Source organism: Streptomyces sp. NBC_01445 (assembly GCF_035918235.1).
GTDB lineage: Bacteria > Actinomycetota > Actinomycetes > Streptomycetales > Streptomycetaceae > Streptomyces.
The window spans coordinates 9,035,418-9,047,757 of sequence record NZ_CP109485.1 but is presented as its reverse complement, the minus strand read 5'-3'; the positions used below and the strand labels follow the sequence as shown (position 1 = coordinate 9,047,757).

The window sequence follows — 12,340 nt, the reverse complement described above, 5'->3', positions numbered from 1 at the left end:
GCACCTTCACGTTTCACAAGGAGACATCAGCATGTTCAGTCCCGCCACGCCCTGGCACGGCGTCCATGTCGCGACGGCGCTCCCCTTCCATGACGATCTCTCGGTCGACTACGACGCGTTCGCCGAGCACGTGCGGTTCCTCGCCGCGGGCGGCTGCGACGGGGTGGCGCCCAACGGTTCACTCGGCGAGTACCAGACGCTGACCGCCGAAGAGCGGGCCCGCGTCGTGGAGACTGCGGTCGAGGCGGCGCCCGACGGGTTCGGCGTCATGCCGGGGGTCGCCGCATACGGCTCGATGGAGGCGTGCCGCTGGGCCGAACAGGCCGCCGAGGCCGGCGCCACGTCGCTCCTGCTGTTGCCGCCGAACACCTTCCGTGCCGAGCCGCAGGCCGTCGTCGCGCACTACCGCGAGGTCGCCAAGGTGGGCCTGCCGGTCGTCGCGTACAACAACCCGTTCGACACCAAGGTCGACCTGACGCCCGAGCTGCTCGCCGAGCTGTACCACGAGGGCACGATCGTGGGCGTCAAGGAGTTCAGCAGTGACGTCCGACGGGCTTACCAGATCAGCGAGTTGGCGGCGGGCCTCGATCTGCTGATCGGCGCCGACGACGTGCTCGTCGAGCTGGGTCTCGCGGGGGCCACCGGCTGGATCGCCGGGTATCCGAACATGGTTCCCGAGTCCACGGTCGAGCTCTACCGCCTGGCCACGTCCGGCGACCCCGCCGACCTGGCCAGGGCGCTGCCGATGTACCGGGATCTGCATCCGCTGCTGCGCTGGGACTCGAAGGTCGAGTTCGTCCAGTCGATCAAGCTGTCGATGGACATCGCGGGCCTCAAGGGCGGCCCGTGCCGTCCGCCGCGCCTTCCGCTCGCCCCGAAGCTGGTGGAACGCATCACCGCCGACACCGAGGCCGTCCTCTCCAAGGGGTACAAGTGAGGTCCCGTCGTACGCTCCATGCCGTCGACTCGCACACCGAGGGCATGCCCACGCGGGTGATCGTCGGCGGGGTAGGGACGATCCCCGGTGCGACCATGGCCGAGCGCCGGCTCCACTTCATGGAGCACAGCGACGACATACGCACCCTTCTGATGTACGAGCCGCGCGGCCACAGCGCGATGAGCGGCGCGATCCTGCAGCCGCCGACCCGCCCCGACGCCGACTACGGCGTGCTGTTCATCGAGGTGTCCGGGCTACTGCCGATGTGCGGCCATGGCACGATCGGCGTCGCGACCGTCCTCGTCGAGACGGGGATGGTGCCCGTCGTCGAACCGGTCACGACGATCCGGCTCGACACCCCCGCCGGGCTCATCGTCGCGTCGGTGGCGGTGGAGGACGGCGCGGCGACGGCGGTGACGATCGAGAACGTGCCGTCGTTCGCCCACGCCCTCGACCAGAAGGTGGAGGTGCCCGGCTTCGGCGAGGTGGGTTACGACCTGGCCTTCGGCGGCAACTTCTACGCAATCGTCGAACTCGCCCACCTGGGGCTGCCGTTCGACCGCTCCCGGGCGCAGGACCTGCTCGCCGCGGGACTGTCGATCATGGACGCGGTGAACGAACGCGCCCGGCCGGTGCACCCGGAACGGGACGACATCAACGGCTGCCATCACGTCTATCTGAAGGCGCCCGGCTCGACCGCCGAACTGTCCCGGCACGCCATGGCCATCCATCCCGGCTGGTTCGACCGCTCCCCCTGCGGCACAGGGACCAGCGCGCGGATGGCGCAGCTGCACGCGCGCGGGGAGCTGGGCCTCGGCGACGAGTTCGTGAACGAGTCGTTCATCGGGACGCGGTTCACGGGCCGGTTGCTCGGCGAGACGACGGTCGGGACGCGCCCCGCGGTGCTGCCGTCCATCACGGGCCGAGCCTGGGTCACCGGGACCTCGCAGTTCCATCTCGACCCGACCGACCCATTCCCCGCGGGTTTTCTGCTATGACCCGTGCAGGCCACGCGCCCGGGGTCACGCGGTGGTGCGCTCGTCCCTGACGACTTCGCGCAGCGCCGTCTCGCAGCGGCGGCGCACCGGTGCGCAGTAGGCGGCGCCGCCGCGGTGGCCGTCGCGCAACGCATCCCCGCTGCACAGCAGTTCGACCGCGAGAGCCGTGCGTCCACAGGCCGCCGCGATGCCCGCCGGCAGTTCGGCGGTGCACGCGGCGGCCGCCGCGTAGTCGTGGGCGCGCAGGGCCCACCTCACCTCCGCCGCCGCGACCTCCAGCGGGCCTCCCGGCGCAGCAGCTCCGCCTGTGCGTGACTCCGCCTGGCAGCATGACAGTTGGAATTAGCCATCACGATCGCGCAGTGACAACCTGGGCTCGCCCCGACGGTGTCGACACGACGGTCGGTCACGAGTGGGCCAACCGGTCAGCGGTCAGGTCGGCGAAGTCCGCGAGCATGTGAGATGCCTTAGGCTCCAGTCCGGTGAAGAGGCGAAACGAGGCGGCTGCCTGGTGGACCAGCATCCCTCCGCCGTGCAGAACTGCGCATCCCAACGCACTGGCCGCATGCAGGAGCGGCGTCCGGAGCGGGTGATAGTTGACGTCCGCCACCCAGAGGCCCGCATGCAACGCCTTTGGGTCCAGAGGGAGACGAGGGTGGTGCTCGGTGCCGATGGGCGAGGCGTTGACGAGGCCGTCGGCCTCTTGCGTCCTGGCCTCCGCTTCCCCCGCCGTGCACCCCTCGGCCCAGTTCGCACCAGCGGCTTCGTTCAGGTCCTTCGCCAGGTCGTGGGCACGGTCGGCGCAGGGGTCGGCTATCGACAGGCGCTGGACTCCGAGGTCGAGGAACGCGTGGGCGACCGCCGCTCCGGCACCGCCCGCGCCCAGTTGCACCACCTGCCCCAGACGCACGCCGGGCAGGCCTCGTGCGAACGCCGCCGCGAATCCGGCCAGATCCGTGTTGTGGCCGACGGTCGTGCCGTCCGGCCTGAACACCAACGTGTTGACGGCGCCCACCCGCAGCGCCGACGGGGCGAGTTCATAGATGTGCGGCATCACGAGGCGCTTGTAGGGGTGGGTGATGTTCAGGCCGGCGAAGCCGAGCAGGCTGGCGGATCGCACGAGGTCCTGGAGGTGTTCGCCGGGCGCATCCTGTGGCAGTTCGACGTCCAGAAGCCGGTAGAGGCAGCGCACGCCATGCCGTTGGGCCTCACGCTCATGGAGTTCGGGGCTGAGGGACCTTGCGATGCCCGCTCCGACGAGAGCGAGGAGGTACGAGTTCTGGGCCACGGCGACTCCACAGGCAATGTACTAACTAGTTCGTAAATCAATATCAGGGCGGGCCGCGTGCGGGAAGCCGTCCTGCTTCGATTTCCTGTGGCTGCCAAGCGGACCTGATTCACAGGCCCAGGTAGACCTCCCGAACACGCGGATCGTGACTGAGCGCGGACGAGGTTCCGGTCATCGCGGCTTCGCCGTTCTCCATGACGATGCAGTGGCTGGTGACTCCGAAGGTGAGTTTGGCGTTCTGCTCCACCAGCAGCAGACTCAGGCCTTCCTGGCGGAGCTTCAACAGTACGTCCAGGATGTTGCCGACGAGCTTCGGGGACAGGCCCATCGACGGCTCGTCGAGGATGAGCAGGTTCGGTCGGCTCATCAGGGCCCGGCCGATGGCGAGCATCTGCTGTTGGCCGCCCGAGAGTGCGCCGGCCAGGCGGTTACGCATCTCCCCCAGGACGGGGAAGAGAGCGTAGATCTCGTCCAGTTGGTGGTGGGTGTCCTTGTTCCAGGGGCGCGCGTAGGCGCCCAGCAGCAGGTTCTTCTCCACCGGCAGGCCCGGGAAGACGTGTCGTCCTTCGGGTACGTAACCGATGCCGTGGCGGACCATGTCCCGCGCCTTGGCCTTGGACAGGTCATGGCTCCCCAGGCTGATGCGGCCCGTGGTGCGTGGGACGAGACCCATCAGCGCTTTCAGGGTGGAGGTCTTGCCTGCGCCGTTGGCGCCGATGATGCCGACGGACTCGCCGGGTTCTACGGTGAATCCGATGTTGCTGACGGCGCAGACCCCGCCGTAGTGCACGCTCAGGTCCTCGACGGTCAGACGGGACACCTGGCGCGTGTCGGTGGCGATCACGAGGTGGCCTCCTTGGTGCGGCCCGGCCCTGGGGTGACCGAGGGATCGGCGCCCGCCGTCTCGTCCAGGCCCAGCTCGCTCAGTTCGGAGTCCCCGAGGTAGGCCTCGATGACTTCGGGGGCCGCGACGACTTCCTGTGGCGTACCTTCCGCGATGATCTTGCCGCTGGACAGGACCGTGACCTTTTCGCACAGCGACATGACCAGGCCCATGTTGTGCTCGATGAGAACGACCGTGGTGCCGCTGTCGCGGATCGAGCGGACGATTCTGACGAGTTGCTGGACCTCCTCGCCGTTGAGCCCCGCCGCCGGTTCGTCGAGAAGGAGCAGGCGCGGCTTGCTGGCCATGGCGCGGGCGATTTCAATGCGGCGTTGGATGCCGTAGGGCAGCGAGGTGGGTGCCGCCTCGGCGAAGTCACCCAGACCGTAGCGGTCGAGGGTCTCGTCCGCCGCGGCACGCAGTCGCCGTTCCTGCGCCACGACGCCCGGCTGCCATACGGCGTACCGCCAGATCGCACGGGTCCGGGACCGGTCGAGCGCGACGAGGATGTTCTCGCGGACCGTCAACTGCCCGAACAGACGCAGGTTTTGGAAGGTACGTGCCATTCCGGCCAGCGACAGAGCGTAAGGGCGTGCCGTGGTGGTCTCGGTGTCGGCGAAGCACACCGATCCCGATGTGGCCCGGTAGAAGCCGCTGATCACGTTGAACAGGGTCGTTTTGCCCGAGCCGTTGGGGCCGACGATGCCTCGGATCTCGCCTGCGCCCACGGAGAGTGAGACCTCGTCCAGGGCTCGTAGTCCCCTGAATTGCTTGGTCACCGCGTCGATCTGGAGCAGCACCGGCTGCTGGTGCGAGGTGTACTCGACCGGCTCGTACGGGGTGAAGGAGCGGAGTTCGGCGCGAGTGGTGCGGTGGCCGCGGCGGCGCCGGTACAGGTCGCGAAGGCGTGCGGGGACGCCGGCCAGGCCGGTGGGCGCGAAGACGACCATGAGCACGACGACGACGCCGTATCCGAGTTGGGCGTAGGTGGAGAAGTCCGAGAGCCACTCCCGTACGAGTGTCAGGCCGATCGCGCCGACCACGCATCCGACGAGGGAGCGGCGGCCGCCGATGATGACCATGGCGAGAAGGATGAACATGTTGCTGATGGAGAAGGTCTCGGGCGCCACGTAGCGGATGAGGCCGCCGTAGAGGATTCCGGCGAGTCCGCCGTAGAGGCTGGCGAGCAGAAATGCCGTCATCCGCAGGAGCGGGATCTCGGCTCCCATGGCACCCGCTGCCAGGGAGTCGTCCCGCATCGCTCGCAGACGTCGGCCCAGGGCGGTGTGGACGACGAAGAGGCCGAAGAACAGGCCGACGGCGAAGACGATGGCTTCCAGGTAGTAGTAGAGGTACTCGCTGGAGAGGTCGATGCCGGGGAGGGTGGGCACCGGGATTCCGGATATGCCGTCGGCGCCGCCTGTGATGGTGGCGTTGGTGATCCAGTTGATGAATCCGAGTGCCAGGCCGAGGGTGACGATCCCGAGGTAGTGGGACTGCATGCGCAGGGCGGGGAGGCCGACGAACAGGCCGACCGCGACGGCGGCCAGGAGGGCGAGCACGGCGGCTGCCCAGAATCCGTATCCGGAGTGGGTGGTGAGGATGGCGATGCCGTAGGCGCCGACGCCGAAGAAGGCGACTTGGGCGAGGTTGATCTGGCCGGAGATTCCCATGGCCAGGCCCATGCCGATGGCGAGCAGGGCGTAGATGAGGGCGATGTTGACGACGTGGATGGTGTAGCTGTCCAGGCCGTAGGGCAGGGCCCAGGCCGCGATGACGATCGCGGCGACTGCTGCGACGCGTGGCTTCATGCGCGGCTGACCGTCCTTTCGCCGAAGATTCCCGTCGGCCGGATCATGATCGTGGCCGTGAAGACCAGGAAGGTGACCAGGACCGAGTAGCCCTGGAAGTGGCCGGCGGCGTAGGAGTCGAGGACCCCGATGGCGATGCCGCCGACCACGGCGCCGTTGATGGACCCGAATCCGCCGAGCATGGCCGCGGCGAAGCCCTTGATGCCGAGGGCGCCGCCGAGCGACGCGTCCACGTAGAGCATGGGTCCGACCAGTCCGCCGGCCAGTGCGGCCAGGCCCGCGCCGATGGCGAAGGCGAGGGCGTTGCTGCGGCCGACGTTGATGCCCACCGCGGTGGCCGCGTCGTGATCCATCGCGACGGCCTGCATGGCGGCGCCGCGCTTGGTCCGCGAGAGGAAGAAGCCGAGAGCGACGACGGCGAGTGCGGCCACGCCCATGACGAGCAGGTCATAGGTACGTACGCGGATGCCGAGGATGTCCAGTGGTGCGGAGCGCAGGGGCGAGGGGACCGCACGTCCTGTGGTCCCCCAGATGAGGATGGCGACCGCCTGCAGCACAATGCCGAAGCCGATGGTGCCGATCAGCATCAGGTCGAAGTCCTTGTTCTCCAAAGGACGCAGAACCCGTTCGATGACCAGTCCGATGGCGCCGGTGATGACGATGGACACCACCATGGCGACGGCGAAGGGGAGTCGGGAGGTGAGGTAGAAGGTGGACGCGGCGTAAGCCCCGATCATCGCGATGTCGGCGTGAGCGAAGTTGACCAGGCCCATCGTGCGGTAGACGAGGGAGAATCCCATGGCGACCAGCGCGTAGACGGCTCCGAGGCTGAGCCCGCTGACGAGGGTCTGGAAGGTGTCCTGCACGGCATCCTCACTTCTGTTCGACGAGCTTGCCGTCGCGGATGACGCCGATGGTGGTCTTGGTGATGCCGACACCCTCCTCGCCGTACCGGAAGTGGCCCAGCAGCCCGTCGTAGTCGGTGGCGCGTATGGCGTCGGCGAGCTTCTTGCCGGTGGCGCCGTCGCTGCTCTTCAGTGCGGTGAGCAGGATGTTCGTGCCGTCGTACGCCTTGGCTCCGTGGAGTTCCGCCTCGACGCCGTAGGCGGCCTTGTAGGCGCCCGCGAACTTCTGCGCGGCGGGGCTGACCTCGTTGCTGAGGTAGGGGGAGCTGACGAAGGTTCCCTCGGCGGCGGCCTTCCCCGCGGTGTCGATGAAGACCGGCGTGCCCTGTGGGGCGGCGCCCGCGAAGGGGGCGTCGATGCCCAGGTCCCTGGCCTGCTTGACGATGAGGCCGGCTTCGACCTCTTCCGATCCGATGAAGACGACCTGCGGCTTCGCGGAGCGGATCTTGGTGAGGGCGGCGCTGAAGTCCTTCTGGTCGGTGGTAACGACCTGATCGGTGACCGGTGTGACGCCGAGGTCCTTGACGGCCTTGGCGAAGGCGTCGTGCTCCCCCTTGCCGAAGGAACCGTTGTTGCTGATCATCGCGATCTTCTTGAGGCCCTTTTCCTGGATCAGGAACTTCGCGAGGGTGCTGTCGTACGTCGTGCTCGTGGGGCCGTTGAGGAAGAGGAAGGGGCTCTTCTGCGCGACTAGTCCGTCGGCCTGCCCCGAGGTGATGTTGGGGATCTCCTCCTGCTTGAGCACGGGGGCCATGGCGATGGTGACGGCGCTCTCCGCCGTGCCGATCATGGCGACGTACTTCTCGCCGGCAATCTTGCGTGCGAGGTTGGTGCCGGTGGTGGGGTCGCCCTGGTCGTCGAAGGACTTCATCTGGATCTTGCGGCCCTTGATGCCGCCCTTCTTGTTCCACTCGTCGATGGCGAGCTTGGCCCCCCGGTACTCCCACTCCCCCAGTGAGGAGAGCTGGCCGCTGCGGGCGTTGACGACGGCGATCTTGATGGGGCCCGAGTCGGAGCCTGCTTTGGTGTCCGACTCTCCGGGGGCGCTGCAGGCCGTCACTGTTGCCAGCAGCGCGACGGTTCCGACGAGAAGGGTGCGTGGTGCTGACGGCAGAGCGGGGCGGGTCATGGCGGTCACCTCGTATGAGACGGGGGGCGAATGCGGATACGTGGGGGGAGGCGACGCGTCCCTCGCCGGCCTGTCGATGCGACTGGCGGGGTGCTGCGGGCGCGGGACGGGGTCGGGTCAGACCGTGTCGGCCGGGAAGCGTCCGGCGTAGATGTCCTTGATGTTCCAGTGGCCGGGCGTGGGCACCGGTTCGTTCACCATGGGTACGTCGAGGACGGCGGGGCGGCGGCGGGCGAGGGCGTTCTCGAGTGCCTTGCGCAGGTCGGCCGGGGAACTGACGGCGTAGCCGTCGGCTCCGCACGCCTCGCCGTACTTGGCGAAGTCGGGGCTGTAGGAACGTCCTTCGGCGTCGGTGAACTCGCATCCGTAGGAGCGTCCGAACGACGAGGCCTGGAGATCGGCGATGGTGCCGTGGGCGCGGTTGTTCATCACGACGAAGATGACCGGCGCGCCCTGCTCGACAGCCATCGGGACGGCGGGCAGCTGGGCGCTCATGCCGCCGTCACCGATCAGGGCGACCACGACACGGTCGGGCTGGGCGATCTGCACGCCCACTGCTGCGGCCGGGCCGAAGCCCATCGTGGAGGCCCCGCCGGGGGTGATGAAGCGGCCCTGCTCGGGCAGTTCGTAGCACTGGGCCACGCCGTTCTTGTTCCAGCCGACGTCGGTGACGAGCACCGCGTCCTCGGGCAGGGTGTCGCGCAGGTCGGCGAGGATGCGCTGCGGGCGCAGGGGAAAGTCGTCGCTCCGGCCCGCGGTCCTGGCGGCGTCGAACACGCTGCTGCGGGCGGCGGCGATCGTTTCCCGCACGGCGGCTCGGGTGACGGGCTCGTCCCGGCGGGAGAGCACGGCGGCGGTGATGCTGTCGAGCGCCAGTCCTACATCGGCGACGGCGCCTATGTGGACTGGGTAGTTGCGGCCGATCTCGGCGGGGTCGATGTCGATCTGGATGAGTTTGCTGGGCGGGAAGTTCCAGGTGTAGGTGCTCTCCCACGAGCTCGCGTCCGTCTCGGCGAAGCGGGTGGCCAGCGCGAGCACGACATCGGCGCCCTTGGTGTAATCGTGGGTGGTCTCCAGGCCCCAGAAGCCGGGCATGCCCAGGAGCAGCGGGTGCTGGTCGGGGACGATGCCCTTGCCCATGAGGGAGTGGGCGAGCGGGATGTCGAGGTGTTCGGCAAGCCGCAGGAGCGCGGCACGGGCCTGCGGACTGCGGATGCCTCCGCCGAAGTAGAGGAGCGGGCGCTCCGCCTCCAGCAGGGCCTGCGCGATCCGGTCGGCGGTCGCCTCGTCCAGGTCTGCCGCGCCCTGGTGTCCGGGTAGCGGGTGGTCTCCGTCGTACCGCGCGACCTGACGGTTGAACAGGTCCATGGGGATGTTGACAAGAACGGTGCCGGGCCGGCCGCTTGCGGCCGTCCAGAAGGCGCGCTCGGTGACGCGCGGCAGATCCTGGACGCGCTGGACCTGCCAGGTGCGCTTGCAGAACGGCCGGTAGATGGCCGTCTGGTCGGCGTCGGCGTGGAGATTGACCTCTTGGTGCGGGTGGCGCCCGTAGTAATAGGAGGGGACGTCTCCGGTGATGACGACGAGGGGAACGGAGTCGAGGGCGGCGGTGGCCACTCCGGTGACGGCGTTCATCATGCCCGGGCCGACGTGGGTGAGCAGGACTCCGGGGCGGCCGGTGGCGCGGGCGTACCCGTCCGCGGCATGCGCGGCCGCTTGCTCGTGGCGTGCGATGACAAATGTGATCGAGCTGGGGCCGAGGGCGTCCAAGAGAGCGATGTTGGTGTGGCCGCAGGTGCCGAAGACGTACTCGACTCCGTAGGACTCGAGTTGAGTGACGAGGGCTTCCGCCGCAGAGACAGTGTTCACGTGTTCTCCTTGGGCAGCTCGCGGTGCTCGCCCCAGACGGACAGCCCGCGCAGCATGAGGGTCTTCACGACGGTGTAGTCGTCGATGAGCCAGCGGGGGGCCTCACGACCGAAACCGGAGTCCTTCACACCGCCGAACGGCACGTGATCCAGGCGGTAGTTGGAGGATCCGTTGACGATCAGACCGCCGACTTGGAGGCGCCGCCACGCGGTGAGGATCCGGGTGATGTCGTAGGTGAACAGGCCGGCCTGCAGCCCGTAGCGGCTTGCGTTGCAGGCGTCCAGGACCGTGTCGAAGTCGTCGAAAGGGATGACGGCGACGAGGGCGCCGAACACTTCGTGGACGACCACGGAGGCGTGTGCAGGCGGGTCGGCGATGATCGTGGGAGCAGCGGTGGCACCGTCGCGGGTTCCGCCCCGGATCACCCGCGCGCCGAGGCCAGCGGCCTCTTTCGACCAGCGCACGACGCGCTCGGCCGCGTCCTCGTCGACCATCGATCCGACGTCGGTGTCCTCGTCGAGCGGGTCGCCGACGACGAGGGCGTCGACCGCAGCGGTGAAGGCGTCGAGGAAGGTGTCGAAGCGGCTGCGGTGGACGTAGACGCGCTGGACGGAGATGCAGCTCTGGCCGCTGTTGCTGTAGCCGTTCCTGGCGCAGAGTGCGGCGGCCGACTCGGCGTCGGCGTCTTCGCACACGATGGTGGCGGCGTTGCCGCCGAGTTCGAGGGCGAGCCGTTTGGCTCCGGCCGCCCTGGCCACGGCGGCTCCTGTGGCGGCGCTGCCGGTGAAGCTGATGACGCTCACCTCGTCGCCGGCGCACAGCGCGGCGCCCACTTCCCCGCCGCCGTGCAGGAGTTGGACCGCCTGGTGGGGCATGCCGCTTTCCAGGAGGACCGCCACGACGGCGGCCGATGCGGCGGGTGCCTGGGGCGGCGACTTGACGAGCGTGGTGTTGCCTGCGGCGAACGAGGCGCCCAGCTTGTGGGCGAGCAGATTGGCGGGCGCGTTGAACGGGGTGATGGCCAGGGCCACGCCGGCCGGGGCGCGGTAGGTGAGGGCGGTGTTGCCGATGCCGGTGTTCCAGCCTGCGACCGGGAGGTTCTCGCCGTCGATGCGGCGGGCCTCCGCGGCGCAGACCGCGAAGGTCGAGGCGACGCGGTCGATCTCCGTACGGCTGTCCTTGAGGGGCTTGCCGAGTTCGAGGGCGAGCAGGCGGGCGAGCCGGTCGCGGTGGGCGGACGCCGTCCGGGAGGCGGTCTCCAGGATCTGGGCGCGCGCGGCGGGGGCGAGTGAGGCGACCTGCTCGGCGTAGCGGCCGGCCTGCTGAAGTGCGGTGTCGATCTCTGCTGTTGTCGAGGTGGTGGCACGGCTGACGGTGCGTCTGAGGTAGGGACCGGTGCGTTCCAGGGGCGGACCCTCGCCACCCCACGTCCCGGATATGAAGGGCGGCGCGTCGACGACATCGGATGCGTCGGCGGCCTTGAGGAGATCTTCCAGCATCACGTCTCCAGAAAAAACCATCTAGCGGTTTCCGTGGACTGCTCTGTGGACTGGCGTGTAACGTACGGGCGCCGAGAGGCCGTGGCAATAGGTCGGCGTCAGGAAGTTCCGAACCGCGATTTCCCCGCAGAGCCGAGCTGGTGGAAGCTGTCGCACCAGAGCCACGCCCGCCGGGCGGCGGCCACCCCCTGATCCGCGAAGGAGACAGCATGGAGCCCGAGCAAGGCCAGAGCGGAGTACGCAGTGTGCGCCGCGCCCTGGACATCCTGTCGTTGCTGACTGAAGATCAGCCCACTGTGCCCCTAAGGGACATGGTCGATGCCACGGGCCTGCCCAAGACCACCGTGGTGCGCCTGGTGCAGACCCTGGAGCAGTACGGACTGCTGTGGGCGACACCCGGCGGCTACACGGCCGGTCCCGGTCTGTGGCGATGGGCTCATCTCGCGCACACCAGCTGGGAGTTGCCCGCCGACACGCAGAAGCTCCTGCGGGAACTGGCCGACCGCAGAGGCGAGACGGCCAACCTGATGATCCGGCGCGACATCCACCGGGTGTGCGTGGCCCAGCAGGAGAGCCCTCAGCCGCTGCGGCACGTAGTACGGGTCGGCGACGAACTGCCGCTGTGGGCGGGCGCGTCGTCCAAGGTGCTGCTCATCGGCGCTACGGACGGGCTGCTGCAACGCGTCGCGGCCGCATCACCGCACGGCGTCACGCACACCCAGCAGTTGAGGCTGTGGGCCGACGAGGCCGCGGAGAACGGCTTCGCTGCCAGCCAGGGTGAACGCGACGTTGGCCTCACCGCCGTAGCCGTACCCATCCGCACGCAATCAGGTGTGGTGGTCGCCTCGCTCTCCCTCAGCGGCCCCAGCGCGCGCATTCCGGCCACGGCGATCGAACCGTTCGCGCAGGACCTCCTGGAGGTCGCCGCGCGGATCGCCTCACAGGGTTTCTCCCACCCGCTGGGGCCGCACACCTGACCCATCCGCCGGTAGGACGCGCCGCGAGTCGGCGCCCGGAAGGA

At 68.8% G+C, this 12,340-nt stretch carries 11 protein-coding genes; 3 read left to right on the top strand and 8 right to left on the bottom strand.

All coding sequences use genetic code 11. The features are described 5' to 3' along the window. The first annotated feature begins 31 nt into the window (after positions 1–31). Positions 32–937 (top strand): dihydrodipicolinate synthase family protein, encoded by a 906-nt coding sequence (locus tag OG574_RS41275; protein WP_326777364.1) that lies wholly within the window; start codon positions 32–34, stop codon positions 935–937. Next, the gene (locus OG574_RS41270) at positions 934–1,935 is read left to right on the top strand and encodes a proline racemase family protein (protein WP_326777363.1); all 1,002 of its coding nucleotides are present in this window, start codon (positions 934–936) and stop codon (positions 1,933–1,935) included. Before OG574_RS41275 ends, OG574_RS41270 begins: the two co-directional genes overlap by 4 nt. Before the next feature lie 24 nt (positions 1,936–1,959). Here OG574_RS41270 and OG574_RS41265 read toward each other — a convergent pair whose 3' ends face one another. The 8 genes from OG574_RS41265 to OG574_RS41230 form a co-directional block, all read right to left on the bottom strand. Next, positions 1,960–2,193 (bottom strand): hypothetical protein, encoded by a 234-nt coding sequence (locus OG574_RS41265; protein ID WP_326777362.1) that lies wholly within the window; start codon positions 2,191–2,193, stop codon positions 1,960–1,962. Positions 2,194–2,341: 148 nt separating this feature from the next. Next, entirely contained in the window at positions 2,342–3,223 is an 882-nt protein-coding gene (locus tag OG574_RS41260; RefSeq protein ID WP_326777361.1) for a shikimate dehydrogenase, read from the bottom strand. Between the two features lie 109 nt (positions 3,224–3,332). Continuing rightward, entirely contained in the window at positions 3,333–4,067 is a 735-nt protein-coding gene (locus OG574_RS41255) for an ABC transporter ATP-binding protein (protein WP_326777360.1), read from the bottom strand. Continuing rightward, complete coding sequence (locus tag OG574_RS41250) at positions 4,064–5,917, bottom strand: branched-chain amino acid ABC transporter ATP-binding protein/permease (RefSeq protein WP_326777359.1); 1,854 nt, start codon at positions 5,915–5,917, stop codon at positions 4,064–4,066. Before OG574_RS41250 ends, OG574_RS41255 begins: the two co-directional genes overlap by 4 nt. Further along, a complete protein-coding gene (locus OG574_RS41245; protein ID WP_326777358.1) occupies positions 5,914–6,783 on the bottom strand; it encodes a branched-chain amino acid ABC transporter permease in 870 nt (289 codons plus the stop codon). The genes OG574_RS41250 and OG574_RS41245 overlap by 4 nt, the downstream gene beginning before the upstream one ends. Positions 6,784–6,790: 7 nt before the next feature. Next, the gene (locus tag OG574_RS41240; RefSeq protein WP_326777357.1) at positions 6,791–7,951 is read right to left on the bottom strand and encodes an ABC transporter substrate-binding protein; all 1,161 of its coding nucleotides are present in this window, start codon (positions 7,949–7,951) and stop codon (positions 6,791–6,793) included. A 117-nt stretch (positions 7,952–8,068) separates the two neighbouring features. Then, entirely contained in the window at positions 8,069–9,820 is a 1,752-nt protein-coding gene (locus OG574_RS41235) for a thiamine pyrophosphate-binding protein (RefSeq protein ID WP_326777356.1), read from the bottom strand. Then, complete coding sequence (locus tag OG574_RS41230; protein ID WP_326777355.1) at positions 9,817–11,319, bottom strand: aldehyde dehydrogenase family protein; 1,503 nt, start codon at positions 11,317–11,319, stop codon at positions 9,817–9,819. Before OG574_RS41230 ends, OG574_RS41235 begins: the two co-directional genes overlap by 4 nt. A 209-nt stretch (positions 11,320–11,528) precedes the next feature. Between OG574_RS41230 and OG574_RS41225 the strand changes: the two genes are divergently transcribed. After that, on the top strand, positions 11,529–12,296 hold the full coding sequence (locus OG574_RS41225; RefSeq protein ID WP_326777354.1) for an IclR family transcriptional regulator: 768 nt from the start codon (positions 11,529–11,531) through the stop codon (positions 12,294–12,296). Positions 12,297–12,340: the final 44 nt, after the last annotated feature.

What these genes read in the sequence shown, in the direction of transcription:
- OG574_RS41275 (WP_326777364.1), top strand. Translation starts at nt 32, where the DNA reads ATGTTCAGTCCCGCCACGCCCTGGCACGGCGTCCATGTCGCGACGGCG.
- OG574_RS41250 (WP_326777359.1), bottom strand. Translation starts at nt 5,917, where the DNA reads ATGAAGCCACGCGTCGCAGCAGTCGCCGCGATCGTCATCGCGGCCTGG.
- OG574_RS41240 (WP_326777357.1), bottom strand. Translation starts at nt 7,951, where the DNA reads ATGACCCGCCCCGCTCTGCCGTCAGCACCACGCACCCTTCTCGTCGGA.
- OG574_RS41230 (WP_326777355.1), bottom strand. Translation starts at nt 11,319, where the DNA reads ATGCTGGAAGATCTCCTCAAGGCCGCCGACGCATCCGATGTCGTCGAC.
- OG574_RS41225 (WP_326777354.1), top strand. Translation starts at nt 11,529, where the DNA reads ATGGAGCCCGAGCAAGGCCAGAGCGGAGTACGCAGTGTGCGCCGCGCC.